At 73.2% G+C, this 16911-nt stretch carries 12 protein-coding genes; 3 read left to right on the forward strand and 9 right to left on the reverse strand.

The features are described from left to right. Window positions 1-15: 15 nt before the first annotated feature. From mycP to eccB, 4 genes are all read right to left on the reverse strand, one after another. Entirely contained in the window at window positions 16-1299 is a 1284-nt protein-coding gene (gene mycP / locus ACQF4J_RS14425; RefSeq protein ID WP_427165764.1) for a type VII secretion-associated serine protease mycosin, read from the reverse strand. Between the two features lie 213 nt (window positions 1300-1512). After that, a complete protein-coding gene (locus ACQF4J_RS14430) occupies window positions 1513-1797 on the reverse strand; it encodes a WXG100 family type VII secretion target (RefSeq protein WP_427165765.1) in 285 nt (94 codons plus the stop codon). Between the two features lie 92 nt (window positions 1798-1889). Then, on the reverse strand, window positions 1890-2201 hold the full coding sequence (locus tag ACQF4J_RS14435) for a WXG100 family type VII secretion target (RefSeq protein WP_351578326.1): 312 nt from the start codon (window positions 2199-2201) through the stop codon (window positions 1890-1892). A gap of 268 nt (window positions 2202-2469) precedes the next feature. Beyond that, window positions 2470-4044, reverse strand: a complete 1575-nt coding sequence (gene eccB / locus ACQF4J_RS14440; RefSeq protein WP_351578323.1) for a type VII secretion protein EccB — start codon at window positions 4042-4044, stop codon at window positions 2470-2472. Window positions 4045-4521: 477 nt separating this feature from the next. Between eccB and eccE the strand changes: the two genes are divergently transcribed. The 3 genes from eccE (at window position 4522) to ACQF4J_RS14455 (ending at window position 10246) form a co-directional block, all read left to right on the forward strand. Continuing rightward, entirely contained in the window at window positions 4522-5844 is a 1323-nt protein-coding gene (eccE, locus tag ACQF4J_RS14445; RefSeq protein WP_351578320.1) for a type VII secretion protein EccE, read from the forward strand. Beyond that, a complete protein-coding gene (locus ACQF4J_RS14450) occupies window positions 5844-6686 on the forward strand; it encodes a hypothetical protein (RefSeq protein ID WP_427165766.1) in 843 nt (280 codons plus the stop codon). The genes eccE and ACQF4J_RS14450 overlap by 1 nt, the downstream gene beginning before the upstream one ends. Window positions 6687-7060: 374 nt before the next feature. After that, window positions 7061-10246: an SCO5717 family growth-regulating ATPase gene (locus tag ACQF4J_RS14455; RefSeq protein WP_427165767.1), complete on the forward strand. Its 3186-nt coding sequence runs from the start codon at window positions 7061-7063 to the stop codon at window positions 10244-10246. A gap of 68 nt (window positions 10247-10314) precedes the next feature. Here the strand turns inward: ACQF4J_RS14455 and ACQF4J_RS14460 are convergent, their stop codons facing one another. From ACQF4J_RS14460 to ACQF4J_RS14480, 5 genes are all read right to left on the reverse strand, one after another. Beyond that, on the reverse strand, window positions 10315-11262 hold the full coding sequence (locus ACQF4J_RS14460) for a bifunctional riboflavin kinase/FAD synthetase (protein WP_351568059.1): 948 nt from the start codon (window positions 11260-11262) through the stop codon (window positions 10315-10317). Between the two features lie 127 nt (window positions 11263-11389). Then, window positions 11390-14908 carry a serine protease gene (locus ACQF4J_RS14465; RefSeq protein WP_427165768.1) on the reverse strand — a complete coding sequence of 1173 codons (3519 nt, stop codon included), beginning with the start codon at window positions 14906-14908 and terminating at the stop codon, window positions 11390-11392. A gap of 259 nt (window positions 14909-15167) precedes the next feature. Beyond that, complete coding sequence (gene truB, locus ACQF4J_RS14470) at window positions 15168-16073, reverse strand: tRNA pseudouridine(55) synthase TruB (RefSeq protein ID WP_351568065.1); 906 nt, start codon at window positions 16071-16073, stop codon at window positions 15168-15170. Beyond that, window positions 16070-16516 carry a 30S ribosome-binding factor RbfA gene (rbfA, locus tag ACQF4J_RS14475; protein ID WP_351568068.1) on the reverse strand — a complete coding sequence of 149 codons (447 nt, stop codon included), beginning with the start codon at window positions 16514-16516 and terminating at the stop codon, window positions 16070-16072. Before rbfA ends, truB begins: the two co-directional genes overlap by 4 nt. A gap of 37 nt (window positions 16517-16553) precedes the next feature. Continuing rightward, window positions 16554-16847 carry a DUF503 domain-containing protein gene (locus ACQF4J_RS14480; RefSeq protein WP_351568071.1) on the reverse strand — a complete coding sequence of 98 codons (294 nt, stop codon included), beginning with the start codon at window positions 16845-16847 and terminating at the stop codon, window positions 16554-16556. Window positions 16848-16911: the final 64 nt, after the last annotated feature.

Raw genomic sequence — 16911 nt, forward strand, 5'->3', positions numbered from 1 at the left:
CGTTCAGCGCCGAACTCATCGGCCGGCCCGCCCGGTCCGCCGACTCCGCCAATCCCGCACAGCCACCCCGCTCCCCGCGACCACCAGTACCAGGGCCAGTCCGGTGCCCAGTACGTAGATGGCTGTTCGGCGTTCCTTTTCGGCCTCGCTCTCGCCCATGGTCACCGCCATGGGGACGACCCCGCCGGACCCGGCCTGCACCGTTGGGTCGGGGGTCGGGGACGTGGCCGGGGTGGAGGTGTCCGACAGGGCGGCCACCGGGTCGACGACGCCCCATCCGGTGAACTGGTTGGGTCCCCGGCCCGGCCGTTGGGCCGTCTGCTCGATCCGGGTGGCGATCTGGGCCGCCTTCCAGGTCGGGTGCGCCTGCTTCAGCAGGGCGGCGACGCCCGCCACGTACGGCGCCGCGAAGCTCGTGCCGTCGGCCGTGCACTGGCCGCCCTTCGGGACCGTCGAGACCATGTCGACGCCCGGTGCCGCCACGTCCACGAAGTCGCCGGACTGGGAGAAGTAGGCGCGTTCGTCGTTGCGGTCGGAGGCCGCGACGGCCAGGACGCCGTCGTACGAAGCCGGGTACGTGTCCGCGGACTTGCCGTCGGCTCCGTCGTTGCCGGCGGCCGCGATGATGAGGGCGCCCGCGTTCACGGCCGCCGTCACGGCGCTCCGCAGCGTCGGGTCGTCCTTCTTGTTCGCGGTGTCCGACGAGATGTTGATGATGTCCACACCCTTGGCGACCGCGTCGCGGATCGCCGAGGCCATGGTTCCCGAGTTGCCCTGCTTGTTCTCTCCGCCGGTGTAGCGGAGGGACAGGATCTTGGCGTCGGGCGCGATCCCCTCGAACCCGGTGCCCTTAATCGGGCGGGCCGCGATGATGCCCGCCACGCGCGTGCCGTGACCCTCGAGGTCCTGGGTGCCCGAGCCGCCGACGTAGGACTTGCCGCCGGAGGCCATCGCACCGCTCAGCTGGCGGTTGGAGCTGTCGACGCCCGTGTCGATCACCGCGACCGTCACGCCCTTGCCCGTCGCCTGGGCCCACAGCTGGTCCAGCAGGACCCGCTGCAGCGACCACGGCGTGGACTTGATGACGCCGCCCCCGAAGACGCACTCCCCGCTCGCGGCCAGCCCGAAGTCCGCGTGGCCGGGGGCGGGGTGACGGTCGGAGGCCAGCGCCGGCGGCGTCGACGCCAGGCAGACCCCGGCGGCCGCGAGCACGCCGAGGACCCGCTGCGCCGCGCGGGTTCCGGTGCCGCGGCCGTTGCGGCCGTTGCGGCTACGCGAACGGGCTCTGTGGCCCTTCACGTTCAGGCCCCTCATTGTCCAGGCCCCCAGGGCTTCCTCGACGTCCGAGACGTATTGCTGACGAGTGTGAAGATTTGCGGGATTTGCTGTGTATCGCCCCGCACGGGTCGTGCACGAACCCGGAGCAGAGCTCGGCCCAGCGGACGCTGTGGCGTCGGCTGGGCCGATTCTCTTCATCTCAGGTCCCTCAGGTCCCTCGGGTCGCCGACGCGCTCAGCCCCAGGTCGAGGCGTTGCTCTTCTCGGTGGCCTGGTAGTTGTCGGCCGCGTTCTGCAGAGCGGTGGCGATCTTCAGCAGGGTGGAGTGCAGGTCCTGGGCGGTCTGGTCCCACTCGCGCTGCTTGCGCTGGTAACCCTCCTGCGCCTCGCCCTCCCAGGTGGCGGCGACGCGCTTGACCGAGGCCTCGAGGTCCTCGAGCTGCTGCTTGATCCGGCCGGCGGTGGTGCGGACGTCGGTGGACGCGTTGGTGATCGTTGCGTAATTGACGAGGATCGACATCGTCAGTTCCCTTTCAGGAAGAGTGGTGGAAGACAGGGGGAGCTGATCCGGGAGAGGAGATCGGAGGCGGGAGCCTCCGAATGCCCGCTGGATCAGCCGAAGTCCGACATGATCTTGCTGATCTCGGAGTTCTGCTGCTCCTCCGACGCGGAGTAGTTGCTCCGCGTGGAGTCCACGGCTTCCTTGATGTCGTTGAGAATGTCGCTCATCTTCTTCGCGTCCGCGTTCCAGCGCTCCTGCAGCTGGTGGTAGGACGTGGCCGCCTGGCCCTTCCAACCGCCGGCGATCTGCTCGATGACGCCGTTGAGACGGCGGATCTCGCCCTGCAGCTGGCCGTTGACGGTGTTGATGTCACCGGAGAGCTTGGTGAGTTCGTCCTCTGTTACCCGGAACTGGCCGGCCATGATGAACCTTCCCCCATGTCGTCGTTCATGTTGTCGGCTCCGGGAAACCTGCCAGGTACCCGGAGAAGCTTCGCACCGTTGAGCGCTGCAAACACTCTATCGTCAGCCTGTCACTCATCCACTGACAGGACCAATCAGTTACACGGCTCACACACTTGAGCGACGCTCTCGTGACCCATGTGCCGTCTTACCCTCAAGTGCGCTTTCTGATACGTCCGTTGGCCGTGACGGCAGGCGGACTTCGACCACCCGTTCACGGCCCCGCAGGTCACTGGCTCTGTTCCTGCTTCGCGCCGCCCGTGTCCAGCGTGGGCCCCTTCGGGATGAACGTCGCCCACGTCTGCGGCACGATCGCCGGCCTGGAGACGTCCTCGTAGCCGAGGCGCGTGCGGGCCTTGTCCGTCTCGCTCGCCTCGCCCGACGTGGACGTCGATGAGGCCGAAGTCCCCTTCGCCGTGGTGTCGTTGTTCGACGGCAGCGAGTAGCGCAGACCGGTGTCGGTCAGCAGGTACCAGGCGCCGCCTCCACCGGCTGCGCCCGTGACCTCCTGGAACAGCAGGCCGGAGCCCGAGGACACGTAGGCGCTCAGCGAGTCGGCGATGACCTTCTTCGGGTACGTCGTTCCGGCCCATGCCGCCAGCTGCGGCTTCTTGTCCGCGCCGATCGTGCCATCGTAGACGCTGCACGAGGTGGTGCGGGCCTCGCCGGTCGCCGTGGTCGCGGGGTTGGCCTGCCGCGGGACGGACTGGGGCCAGCCCTGGTCGCCGTAGAAGGTGTCCGCGGGGCCGCCGTTGGCCTGGATGATCACACCGGAGGAGACCTTGGTGGCGCTGGTGTTCTGGGCCTGGGGCGACTGCATCAACAGCTGCGCCACGAAGGGCGTGACGACGGCGACCTTGTCCTTGAGGACGACGTAGTACTGCATGCCCTGCGCGTCCGGCGCCTCCAGGACCTGGCCCACCGTGCTCGTCCCGCTGGGCAGTCCCTTGACGGAGGTCGTGCCGCCGGCGCCGGGGACCTTCGGGAACGAGATGATGCCGCGCGCGTTCAGGGTGCGCAGCCATTCCTGGCTCACCGGCTGCGCCTTGGCCGTGCCGCCGATGACGGCGGAGCGCAACTGCTGCATGGTGGCGGCGTCGCCGACCGAGGGACCACCGAGCCAGAAGAGGTTGCCCTTGCCGTCGACCAGGTACTCCCGGTCGGTCTTGGGGTCCTTGACGTACAGGGCCTGGCCGGGGCCGACCTTGCCCGTGCCGTTCAGGGACTTGGCGTCCGCGGCGTCCATGACGAACACCGCGCGGTCGATGTTGCCGTCCTCGGTGCTGCCCGAGCCCTGCGCGGGGCGCTCGCACACCGCCCATGTCTTCGTCTTCTCCGCGTCGCTCGCGGAGGGCAGCCGGTCGGGGGCGTACGGGATTCCGAGGGTGGCGCCGTGCGCGATGTCGCTCTTGTCGATCTCCTTGCCGGAGACCTCCAGGACGCTGCCCTTGCCCTTGTCCAACAGCAGTTTGGCGGAGGCGTAGTTGAGCACCGGGTGCAGCGTCGGGACCTTCTTGCCGCTGGACGTCTCGTCGGGGAGCACCACGTACCGCGTCGTGGAGTCGCTGTCGACGATGATGTACTGCCCGGGGGTGTCCCACCCCTGCGGCGCCGTCGGCTTGATCACGCCCCAGGCGATGAAGCCCACCACCAGGACGATCCCGAGCGCCAGGCTGGGCGTCACCGTGCGGACCGGACGCGGGGCGCCTTCCTCCGAGCCGCCCGGCGACGGCGCGAGGAAGGCCGCGACGGTGCGCTTTCGAGCGAAGTTGTAGGCGGCGAGCTCGTCCTGACGCTTTGCCATGGTCCCCGTTTCTCCCGTTTCGTACTGCTCGATCGTGTCCGAAGCACTCACAGTGTCCGCAGTGCCAGTACTGCGTCAGCAGTGCCTGTACTGCGTCAGCAGCGTCCGCAGCAACTGCACTGCGTCAGCAGTGCCCGCAGTGCCTCAACTGCGCCCGCAGTGCCCGCACTGCTCGATCGCGTCTGTGATGTCCGATCGCCGACGCGAAGCGGCTGAGGCACCTTCGGTCGCGCAGGCACCTACTATGCCCTGCGCCGCGACAGGACGGTTCACCAGGTGTTCGGCCGACCCCGCATCTTCACAGAGCTTCACCACAGCGCTCCACCACGCGAGGCGGGTCCGTGACAGGGTGGCCACCTGGGGTTTCGGTGTCCCGTGTGTCGCCCGCCGTCGCGCAACGGGTACCGTGAGCCGCCCACATGGTTGTCGTGGGCCCAGTGAGCGGCCACTGAATTCGCGAAAGGGATGTCCCGGGGGATGAGCAGCGCTACGAGCACTCGGCGCGGACGCCGCGCACAGCAGCCACAGGGGGGCCCGGGAGACAGACGCACGACGGCTGCTCCGCCCACCGCCGTCGCCGCGTCGCCGCGCACGCTGCCCCGGCCGGGCGGCCTGGGTCCGGTACGACTGCAGCAGCTCATACTGGTGGAACTCGCGGCGGCGGTCCTGCTCGCCGCATGGGCCGCCGACGTGTCCTGGCTGCTGGTACCGGCCGGTGTCGTGGCCGTCCTGCTGCTGCTCCTGGCGGTCCTGCGCCGCGCCCGGCGGCCCCTGCCCGAGTGGTACGAGACCACGCGCGCCCTCCGGCAGCGCCGCCGCGACGCCAAGCTGCCCGTGCCGCCCGGCACGGAGGCGATGCTGGCCCCGGTCGTCGAGTGCGACCCCGCCCTGCGGACGTACGCCTTCGTCTCCCGTGACAACCGCCAGATCGGCATGATCGGCGACGGGACCTTCCTGACGGCCGTCCTGTTCGTGCAGCCCGCCGACGAACCGCTGCGCCCCGCGGCGGCCCACCGGCAACTGCCGCTGAGGCTCATCCAGGACGCCCTGGAGGTCGACGGCATCCGGCTCGCCTCCGCGCAGGTCGTGCAGCACACCCAGCCGGCGCCCGCCCCGCACCTGCCCCAGCAGTCGCTCGCCGCGCGGTCCTACGGCCCCCTGCAGGCCCAGGTCGGTTCGCCCGCGCTGCGGCTCACCTGGGTGGCCCTCAAGCTCGATCCGGAACTGTGCCCGGAGGCGGTGCAGGCGCGCGGGGACGGTGTCCCCGGGGCGCAGAAGGCGCTGCTGCGCGTCGCCGACCAGCTCACCAGCCGGCTGGCCGGCGCCGGCTTCAAGGCGACCCTCCTGGACGAGACCGAACTGGTGCAGGCACTGGCGACGTCCAGCTGCCTCAACCCGCGTGCCAGCCAGCAGCACGCCGCCCAGGACGGGCGGAGCCAGCGCCGTACCGTCGAGGCGGTGAAGACCTGGCGGGTCGACGACCGCTGGCACACCACCTACTGGGTGTCCCGCTGGCCGCAGTTGGGCAACGGCGGGGTGGCGCTGCCCGAGCTGGTCACGCGGCTCACCTCGCTGCCGGTGCTCGCCACGACGTTCAGCATGACCCTGAGCAAGGCCGGCAACCGCGGTGTCTCGCTCGCCGGACACATTCGGGTGACCGCCCGCGGTGACGACGAACTCGGCCAGGTGGGACGGGAGTTGGAGCGGGCCGCGAGCGCCGCGAAGGTCGGCCTCGTCCGTCTCGACCGGGAGCAGGTGCCCGGGGCCCTCGCGACTCTGCCGCTCGGAGGTACCTACTGATGTCCCAGCCCACTCCGGCCATGACCCAGGGACAGCAGGGCCGCACCCCCGCCCGTACGCCCGCCCACGTGGCCTCGCCCACCGACACCGGCATGATCCCGATCATCCGGCAGCCGGAGAGCCCGCAGCAGCAACGGCGCATCGCCAGCCCGGGGTTCGGGCTGCGCGGGCCGCGCCGCAACCGTCATGTCGTCACCGCCGAGGAGCTCGCGGCGATCAGCATGCCGATCGGTGACGACGGCGTGCTCATCGGCAGCGACGCGGAAGGCCAGCCGGCCGTGCTCGGCCTGTCCCGGCCGACGCCGTTCGACGTCGTCCTCGTGGGCGGTCTGTGGCTCGCCCAGGTGCTGGCGCTGCGCGCCGCCGCGACGGGCGCGCGCGTGGGTGTCGAGACCGGACGCCCGCAGGCCTGGCAGCAGTTGGCGCAGGCGGCGGGCGGCGGCCAGCAGTGCGTGACGGTGTATCCGGTGGGCCGGGTGCCCGCGCAGGGGCCGTCGGTGTCCAGTCCGGTGGTGTTGATCCGAGACTGCGGCATTCGTCCGCCGCGCGGGCGGGTGACCTCCGTGCCGTGGCAGGCCGTCGTGACGGTGCTGCCCTTCGTCAGCGAGCACGCGCCGCGCTGGCTGGCCCAGGCCCATCTCGTCGGTGTTCAGCGCATCTCGCCGTTCGAGACGGAGGTGGTGCGCGACACGTTGGGCATTCCCGAGGAGCAACTCCAGCACCTGCCGACCCTTCACGACGGCGTCGCCATGTGGTGCACTCGCAAGCATCAGAAGTTCGTCATGACCGATCCCACCGACGCGGAGACGGGGCTGCTCGGCGTGGCCCGCCGTATGGACTGACGTGTCGTCGTCCGTGGGCGCGGGGGCGGAGCCCGAACGAGCCGCGCCCACGGGGCATTTCGTACGGCCCCCGGGAACGGTTCGTCAGGGCCTTCCGTCCGCGCCCGCGAGGCTCGTCCGCCCCTGCACGCGGAACTTCGCCGTCCGGGTCCGTCCGAGCACGCGGGACTTGGCCGTCCGGGCCTGCGGTGCTTGGCCGTCCGGGCCCACGGTGCTTGGCCGTCCGGGCCCATGGGGGCTTTTCCGTCCCGCCAAGCGAGTGATTAGGCTTCTGGTGGTGCGGTGACGATCGCAGTCGCGTGGGACTAGCCACTCGGTCCGCCCGGCCGCGACGACGACCAGCTCATCAGCAGTGGCTGACCAGGAGGCAAGCAGTGAACAGGGATCGGTCCGAGTACAACGGCGGGAGCCCTTCCTCGGACGGGGACGATCACGAGGTGGATCTCACCGGCGAGTTCGAAATCGTCTACACGCCTCCCGCCTGGTACGCACAGAGCACCGGTGGTACGGGCGGTGGACAGCAGGACTCCGGCCAGAACTCACCACCACCGCCGACCGGTCCGCCCATCGGATCGCCCACGGGACCTCCGGGCACCACACCCCAGGCCCCCGCCGCTCCGCAGGCTCCGGCTCCGGCTCCGGCTCCGGCTCCGCAGGCTTCCGCCCCTGCGCCGCCCGCACCGGCGCAGGGCGCGGCTCCGGACGGCTACGGCTACCCGCAGCAGGCCGCTCCGGGCACCCCTCCCGCGGCGCCCGGCGGATACGGCTACCCGCAGCAGCCGGCGGCCGCCGCACCCCAGCCCGGCCAGGACACCTCCGGTGGCTTCGGGGCGCCCCAGGCACAGCCTCCCGCGCAGCCCGCCGCACCGGCAGCCGCGCCCGCCCCCGCGCCCGCAGCGACACCCGCACCCCAGCAACACGCCCCGGCCCAGCAGGCCCCGGCCCAGCAGCCCGCCGCACCCCAGCCGCAGGCCGCCGTCCCGCCCGCGGCTCCGCAGCAGCAGGCGCCCGCCCAGCCCTCCGCCGCACCCGGCTTCCCCGTGCTGCGCCCGGTAGACGAGGACACCCCGTCGAGCGTGCCCGCCACGGCCACCCCGGCGTCCGGCGTCCCGGCTGGCACGTCCACCCCGCCCGCAGGCACCCCCTCGGCCGCCCCCGAACAGCCCGAGGAGTCGGAGCAGCCGGAGGAGTTGGAGCAGCCGGAGGAGTTGGAGCAGCCGGAGGAGTTGGAGCTCAACCACGCCGCGGCCGACGCCGAGGCGGCCCGCCTCTTCGGCGGCGACGACGACGTCGAGGAGCCGGAGGAGACCACCGTCGACGAGAGCGGGACGGGCTCCCCCGCCCCCGCCACCGCCGAGGGCGACGAGTCCGCCCAGGCCACGTCCGGCACCGGCTCCCCCGTGCAGCCCGATGCCGAGCCGGAACCGGGAGCCGTGCCGGCGCCGGAGGCCCTCGCGCCCCCTGCCCAGAACCAGACCCAGCCGCCGCAGGCCACACCGCCGGCCGGGCAGCCCCCCGTACCGCCGCAGGGCGCCCCCGGCCTTCCCCCGCTGCCGCAGGGCTTCGTCCCCGCCGACCCGGCGCAGGCCGCCGCGCAGCAGCCCGGCCACCCGGACCCGCAGGCGGGCGCCTACGGCTATCCGCAGCATGCGCCGCAGACAGGCCAGCCGCAGCCGGGTCAACCGCCCGTCCAGCAGGTCCAGCCCCAGCCGGGACAGCCCCAGCCCCCGGCCGGATACGGCTACCCCCAGGCCCCCGGCCAGCCTGGCCAGCCCGCGCAGCCGGGCCAGTTCGGCCTGCCCGACGGCCAACAGCCGCCCGCGCAGGGCGGTTTCGGCCCGGTGTCCGCGCACCCCGGCCAGCCCGCACCGGTCGACCCCCGGCAGGCGCCCCAGCCCCCGTACCCGCAGCAGGCCGGCTACGGCCCCCAGGCGCCGCAAGCATCCCAGGCACCCCAGCCCCACCCGGCCCAGCCGCAGCCGCACCCCGGACCGCCGCACCCGGCGGCCGGATACGGCTACCCCCAGACCCCCGGCCAGCCGGGCCAGCCGGGCCAGGCGGGTCAGCCGGGCCAGCCCGTCCAGCCCCCGCAGCCCCCGCAGCCCGGCTACGGCTACCCGCCCCACCAGCAGCCACAGCCCCAGCCGCAGCCCCCGGCCGGATACGGCTACCCCCAGCCCGACCAGGCCCAGCAGCCGGGGCCGCAGCCGCAGCCCCCGGCCCAGCCCCAGCCCCACCCGAACCAGCCCCCGGCTCCGGCCCCGGCCCCGGCCCAGCAGCAGCCCCCCACCCCCTACGGCAACCAGACCGCCCCGGCCGGCCAGGGCGGCTGGACCGCGCCCCCCGGTCCGCAGGCCGGTCCCGGCGCGCCCCCGCAGCAGCAGGCCGCCCCGGGCACGCCGCTCGGCTACAACGCCGCCGTCGAGCTCTCCTCGGACCGGCTGCTGCGCAACCAGCCGAAGGCCCGCAAGAACAACCAGGGCCCCTCGCGCTTCAAGCTCGGTGCCAAGAAGGAACAGGCCGAGCGGGAGCGGAAGCTGGGGCTGATCCGTACGCCGGTGATGTCCTGCTACCGGATCGCGGTCATCAGCCTCAAGGGCGGTGTCGGCAAGACCACGACGACCATGTCACTGGGCGCGACGCTCGCCACCGAGCGGCAGGACAAGATCCTGGCGATCGACGCCAACCCGGACGCCGGCACCCTCGGCCGACGGGTGCGGCGCGAGACAGGTGCCACCATCCGTGACCTGGTGCAGGCGATCCCGCAGCTCAACAGCTACATGGACATCCGCCGCTTCACCTCGCAGGCGCCCTCGGGGCTGGAGATCATCGCCAACGACGTGGACCCCGCGGTCTCCACGACCTTCAACGACCAGGACTACCGATCCGCGCTCGACGTGCTGGGCAGGCAGTACCCGATCATCCTCACCGACTCGGGTACCGGTCTGCTCTACAGCGCGATGCGCGGGGTCCTCGACCTGGCCGACCAGCTGATCATCATCTCCACCCCGTCGGTGGACGGCGCGAGCAGCGCCTCGACCACGCTCGACTGGCTCTCGGCGAACGGCTTCGCCGACCTCGTCCAGCGGTCGGTCACCGTGATCTCCGGTGTCCGCGAGACCGGCAAGATGATCAAGGTGGAGGACATCGTCGCCCACTTCGAGACCCGCTGCCGCGGCGTCGTCGTGATCCCCTTCGACGAGCATCTCGCGGCGGGCGCCGAGGTGGACCTCGACATGATGCGGCCCAAGACCCGCGAGGCCTACTTCGACCTCGCGGCACTGATCGCCGAGGACATCGCCCGTACCCAGCAGGGCTTCGGCAACCCCAACATGCAGTACCAGCAGCCGCAGCAGGGTTACCCGGCCCCGCAGCAGCATCCCCAGCAGCCCCAGCAGGAGCTCTACGGCCAGCCCGGGCAGCCCCAGCCGGGCCAGGGCTGGGGCCGGCCCCCGCAGCAGCCCGCACCGGGCCAGGGCTGGCAGCAGCAGCCTCCCCCGCCGCAGGACCCGCAGCAGGGTCAGCCCGGTGCCGTACCGCCGGGCTGGACGCAGCAGTAGCCCTCACGGACGACGAAGGGCGGCCGGTGCCTGAAGGCACCGGCCGCCCTTCGTGACGGGGGCCGCGGCTACTCGGCGGCGCCCACGAGCTCCCGGCAGCGCTTCACGTCCTCGGCCATCTGCTCCAGCAGACCCTCCAGGGACTCGAACTTCGCCTGCCCGCGCACGAAGGCGAGGAAGTCCACCGCCACGTGCAGCCCGTACAGGTCGAGCCCGACGCGGTCGATGGCGTACGCCTCCACCGTGCGCTCCGTGCCGTCGAACTGCGGGTTCGTGCCGACGGAGATCGCGGCCGGCATCGCCTCGCCGTTCACGTGCAGCCAGCCGGCGTAGACGCCGTCGGCGGGGACGGCGGTGTGCGGCAGCGTCTCGACGTTGGCGGTCGGGAAGCCGAGCTCCCGGCCCCGCTGGGCACCGCGGACGACGACGCCCTCCACGCGGTGCGGGCGGCCGAGGATCTCGGCGGCGCCCTGGACGTCGCCCTCGGCGACCAGGCGCCGGGTGAGGGTCGAGGAGAACGGCTCGCCGCCACCCGCCTCGCCGGAGACGTACAGGTCGACGACCTCGACCTCGAAGTCGTACACCTCGCCCTGCTCGACGAGGAACTCGACGTTCCCGGCGGCCTTGTGGCCGAAGCGGAAGTTGGGGCCCTCGACGACCGCCTTGGCGTGCAGCTTGTCGACCAGGACCTTGACGACGAAGTCGGCCGGCGACAGCTTCGAGAACTCCTTGGTGAAGGGGAGGATCAGGACCGCGTCCACGCCCAGGTCCGCCATCAGCTCCGCCCGGCGGTGGTGCGGGGCGAGCAGCGGCGGGTGGCTGCCGGGGCGGACGACCTCGCTGGGGTGCGGGTCGAAGGTGACGACGACGGAGGGGACGCCCAGCTCGCGGGCGCGGTCCACGGCATGCCGGATGATCAGCTGGTGCCCGCGGTGCACCCCGTCGTAGGAACCGATGGTGACGACGCTGCGCCCCCAGTCCTCGGGGATGTCCTCCAAGCCACGCCAGCGCTGCACTGTGACCGCTCCTCGAACCCGTGTCCGTGTGTATCGACCTCTTACGCAGGACTAAGGGTGCCATGCCGGGCCCACCTCGCCCGCATCGGCATGGGGGCTGTGACCCGACGCACGCGGCGGGAGCGGTTCAGGCGGGGACACGGACGCCCGCGAGGTTCTCGATCATCCGGCGGGTGCTGGGGCCCACCACCGCCGCCCAGGCCTGCGGGCTGTCGGTGAGCCAGCCGGCCATCCGGGCCGCGAAGCCGGGCACATGGCGGCCCAGGTCCACCAGGCCGCGGTCGAAGACGGCCGCGCCGTAGGGGGTGCGGACGAGCAGCAGGCCGGTGCGGTGGACGAGGTCGCGGACCTCCTCTCCGTCGGCGAGGGCGGTGGCGTGCAGCAGGGCGTCCAGGACGGCCGGGGCGTGTTCGTGGGCGAGGAGGAAGTCGAGGAGCTCGCGGCGCAGCGGGCGGGAGGCGTCAGTGCCCGGTACGGCGAGTACGGCGGCGAGGGCGGCCCGTACCTCCTCCGGGCCGCCGTCGAGGAGACCGGTGACCAGCGGCAGCAGGACGGCGCGCGCCTCGGGCCCCTGGTCCAGGCGCCGGTCGACGTACGCGGCCACGTCGGCCGCGGTCTCCGGGCGCCGCTCCACGGCCTCGCGGACCAGGTCGGCGACCCGGCGGGCCAGCGGGGGCGTGGTGACGTCGGCGAGCGTGCGCAGCGCGTCTCCGGCGTCACCACGCTCGCGCAGCCGCTGACGGAAGGCGTCCAGGACCTGTTCGGGATGGGTGGTCAGGGCGGCGACCAGGGCGCTCGGCGGGAACTGTGGGTCGCCGGCCGCGAAGTGCCGCAGCGCCTGCGGGAGATGGCGGGCACGCGTGCGGGGGTCGCGTACGAGAAGGGCGAGCGCGGCGCCGTGCAGGGTGGCGTCGGTGGGGCGGGCGAGCACGGCGAGGGCCGCGTAGCGCAGCAGTTCGCGGTCGGCCTCGGTGCGGACGTGGGGTGCGGCCCGCAGCCCGCAGGCGACCGCCGCCACCCGCCGGGCCGGGCGTTCGTCGTGCGCCCACCGGTCGACGGCCCGGCAGACGGCCGACGGCTCGTCCTCGGCGAGCACCGCGAGCAACTCGTCGGCCCGCCGGTGCGCGCAGTCGACGATCACCTCGATCAGGTCGTCCAGGGCGAGGTGCCGATGGGTGTGCAGCAGCGCCTGCGCGGCCTCCGCCACGGTCGCGTGCGGGGTCGCCGGGAGCGGCCGGTCGTCCTCGAACCAGCGGGTCAGGAGCGGCTGTACGACGGTGGGGTCGGCGGCGAGGAGGCGGGAGGCGGCGTCGAGGAAGCGGGGAGCGGGGGCCGCCGCCGGGTCCCGCGGGGGGCCGTCGGCGGGCAGGAGCCGGCGCAGGAGGTCGAGACGTTCGGGCTCGGGGACGGGCAGGGCGGTCCAGAAGGCGGGGCCGAGCGGACCTCGCCCGGAGCTCGCCGAGGCCACGAGGTCGTCGGCCAGTCGTCGCAGTACGCCGAGATACGGGGTCGCGTCCGGGACGCGCAGCAGGGTCTCGGTGAGCAGGCGCGCGGCCCACCAGGAGTCCGGATCGCCGTGCAGGGCGCGGGCCAACTCCTCCAGGCGCAGGGCGAGTCGGCGGGTGCCGTGGTCGCGGGCCACCAGGAGCAGGGCCTGTACGACGGGGCCGATGCGGTGGTGCGGCACGGGGACGGGGTGGGCCGGGGCGGACGGGCGGTGGACCAGGGCGCGCAGGGCCTCGTCCAGGTCGAGGTGCATGCCCTGGATCCAGTCGGCGAACTCCTCGTGGGCGAAGCGGTAGCCGGTGCCGGCGGGGACGAGGAGGCCTTCGGTGAGGACGGCGGAGGCCCAGCCGGTGCCGCCGCCGAGCCGTGCCGGGGCCTGCCCCCGGGGAAAGGTCGCCTCGAAGGCCGCTCGGTCCAGCTCGCCCTGGCCGGGGCCCAGGCTGCGCCGGGCGGCCTCGTGGACCTGGCCGCAGACCTTGGCCGCGAGGCGGCGTACGGCGGTGCCGCGCAGGCCGTTTCCGTCGGCCAGGCGGACGGCGATGCGCAGGCACATGAGGTCGAGGTGGGCTGCGAAGACCTCGTCGCGGTCCACGGGGACGCCGGGGGCGTCGGGGAGGGCGGTGAGGACCTCGGAGAGGAGGCGGAGGGTGAGGGGGTGGCGGGCGTCCGGCCCTTCGAGGGTGCCTTCGGGGACGCGGTAGCGGGCGCGGGCCGTGCGGGCCTCGTCCTCGCGGAGGTCCCCGAGGCGCACACAGGGGGGCTCCTCCGCCGGGGAGGGCTTCGCGCCGGCAACGGCCGGCTCCCCGGGGTCGTACAGCAGCTCCCGCGGGAACTCCGCGCCGGCCCTCTCCCAGTACTCCTCCCGGCACGCCACCACCAGCCGCGCCCCCGTCGTCCGCAGCCATGCCGCCGTCCCCTCCGTCCACTGCCGCAGGCGGCCGGCCAGGACCGGTGGCATCTCCTCCGGGCAGTCCAGGAGGAGCAGCAGCGGGCGGCCGGCGGCGTCGGCGATCCGGGCCAGGCGGTCCGGGCCGAGGTCGCCGAGGTCCGGCACGGGGGCGGACCCGGACGCGGCGACGATGCGTGCGGCGCGGGTCAGCGCCCGGCGTGCGGCGTCCGCGACCGTCGTGTCGTCGTCCCGCAGGTCGGCGCCGCGCAGCCACAGCGTGGGGGCCGGTTCGGCGCCGCGGTTGCGGCGGGCGGCGAGCGCGGCGAGTTCCGTCGTACGGCCGCTGCCCGGTGCGCCGACCAGGCCCAGTACGGCGGTCGGGGCGCTCGCCCGGGTGAAGCGGGTGAACTGCCGTGCCGTATCGCCCCGTTCGACCGGCGGCACCGCTGCCGCCGCCCCGCCCGCGGTGTGGCCGGCGTGCCCCGCGAGCGTTCCCGGCGGCCCGTCCTGCCCCACCGAGGAGGCCGTCAGTTCCAGGACCCCGGCGAGGTTGAGGTCGGCTCCGTAGGCGGGGACCGTGGCCGTGTTCACGGCGAGGAGGTCGGCCAGGGGGCCGGGCGGTGCCGGGCGCAGGGGGACGGCGAAGCCGGTGTCGCGGTGGCCGTTCTGCAGGGCCGTGCCGAGGACGCCGACGACCGCGCCGGTGCCGGCGTCGAGCACCGGGCCGCCGGCGGCGCCTCCGCCGAGCCGCAGCGCGTCCTGCCCGGCCGTGCCGATGGCCAGTTCCAGGGCGTCGTCGAGGGCGCGGAAGCGGTCCGTCGCCGCGTAGGTCACGGAGGTCGCGGCCAGGACGCGCGCCTCACGCCAGCAGCCGGCCGCCAGCCGCACGTAGGTGCCGCTCTCGACGCGCTCGCGGACGGTGACCGGAAGCGGCTGCACGCCGAGGCCCTCGGTGTGTACGAGGGCGAGGTCGAGGTCCGGCAGCGCCGTCACCGCCTCCGCGGTCACCAGGCAGCTGCGGTCGCCGTCGGCGCGCAGCACCAGCCCGGGCAGTCCGTCGACCGCCTCGTGGCTGGTGACCACCGTGCCGTGGTGGTCGGCCATGAAGCCGATGCCGCGGGGGCGCCCGGCGAGGTCGTGGATGCGGACGAGGACGTCCTCAGCGGGCTCGTCCCGCGGTGTTCCGGGAGACGTCGGCCCCGTCGCCGTCGCCCGGCGTCCGCCTCCGCCTCGCGGGCCCCGTGCCGCCATGGCGAACCTCCCGCCGTACACCTGCGCCGTACATCCGTGCCCTGTCTACGACGTTATGCGTGCGGTGATCGGCGGGACAGATCTCGTGGTGAACGCGCCCCCTTCCGCTCCCCCGCTTCACTCCGAGCGCCTGCCCGCACGGGTGAACAGTGGGGGGTCGGTGGATACACCCTAGGGGTGGGGGAACCGAGGGGGGACCGTGGAGCGGCGGCGCAACCCCGTGATCGCCGCTCCACGGGCAGGCTCCCTGGTTCCCCGGTCAGCCGAAGACGGCCAGGCTCTTGGCCTTGCCCTTGTGTGCCTCCACGAGCGCGACGAAGCGGCCTTCGGGGTCGAAGACGGCGACCGTTCCCGCCGACGCGTACTCGTCGGGCATGTCGAGGCGTACGCCGTTCGTCAGCAGGCGGGCCCGCTTGGCGTCGACGTCCCAGCGGGGGAAGGCGGCCGCGGCCGCCTCGGCGATGGGCATGACGGTGAGCTCCTGCTGGAGCTGGTCCAGCGTCCTCGCCGCGTCCAGCTTGTACGGGCCGACGCGGGTGCGGCGCAGGGCGGTCAGGTGGCCGCCGACACCGAGGTCGGCGCCCAGGTCGCGGGCGAGCGCCCGGATGTAGGTGCCGGAGGAGCAGACGACCGACACGACCAGGTCGAGGACGGGGGTGCCGTCCTCGGCGACGGCGTCCCGGACGTCGTACACCGCGAAGGAGGAGACGGTGACCGGGCGGGCCGGGAGCTCGAACTCCTCGCCCTCCCGGGCCCGCTTGTACGACCGCACGCCGTCGATCTTGATGGCGCTGACCTTGGACGGCACCTGCATGATGTCGCCGCTGAGCTTGGCGATCCCGGCGTCGATCGCGTCCCGGGTGACCTTCGAGGCGTCGACCGACCCCGTGATCCCGCCCTCCGCGTCGTCCGTGACCGTCGTCTGCCCGAGGCGGATCGTGCCCAGGTACTCCTTCTCGGTGAGCGCCAGATGGCCCAGGAGCTTGGTCGCCTTCTCCACGCCCAGGACGAGCACGCCGGTCGCCATGGGGTCGAGGGTGCCCGCGTGCCCGACGCGGCGCGTCTTCGCGATGCCGCGCATCTTGGCGACGACGTCGTGCGAAGTGAAGCCCGACGGCTTGTCGACGATGACGAGCCCGTCGGGCGTGGTGGTCTTCTGCGTCATACGGCGGTGTCGTCCTCGTCCTCACCCGGCTTCTTGTACGGGTCCGCCTCACCGGCGTAGGCGGCGCCCGCCGAGACCTCGCGCACCTTCGCGTCGGACTGGCGCGCCTTGTCGAGGAGGTCCTCGATGGTGCGGGCGTTGTCCGGCAGGGCGTCGGCCACGAAGGTCAGCGTCGGCGTGAACTTCACGCCGGCCGCCGCGCCGACCGCGGAGCGGAGCACGCCCTTGGCGCTCTCCAGACCGGCGGCCGCGGCGGCCCGCTCCTCGTCGTCGCCGTAGACGGTGTAGAAGACGGTCGCCTCCCGCAGGTCCCCGGTGACCCGGGTGTCCGTGATGGTGACGTGGGAGCCGAGCCGCGGGTCCTTGATCCCGCGCTGCAGCTTCTGGGCCACCACCTCTCGGATGAGGTCCGCCAGCCTCTTGGCACGCGCGTTGTCGGCCACTGGTCCGTCTCCTTAGTAACTTCTCTTGCTGCTTGCTTCAGTCTTCGTCGCTGTGGAGCCTGCGTCGAACCGAGAGCAGTTCCACCTCGGGCCGCGCCGCGACCAGCCGCTCACAGCGGTCGAGTACGTCGGTGAGGTGTCCCGTGTCCCCGGATACCACCGCCAGCCCGATCTCGACCCTGCGGTGGAGGTTCTGGTTGCCCGTCTCCGCCGCGCTCACCGCGTACTTGCGCTGGAGCTCGGCCACGATGGGACGGACGAGAGAGCGTTTCTCCTTCAGCGAGCGGACGTCACCGAGGAGCAGGTCGAAGGACAGAGTCCCCACATACATGTGTGTCCGGATGTCCCGCCGGTTCGGGGTACGGGCGCCACGCTTCGACGCCGATACGGGAACC

It is taken from the genome of Streptomyces sp. C1-1 (genome assembly GCF_050214755.1).
Lineage (GTDB): Bacteria > Actinomycetota > Actinomycetes > Streptomycetales > Streptomycetaceae > Streptomyces.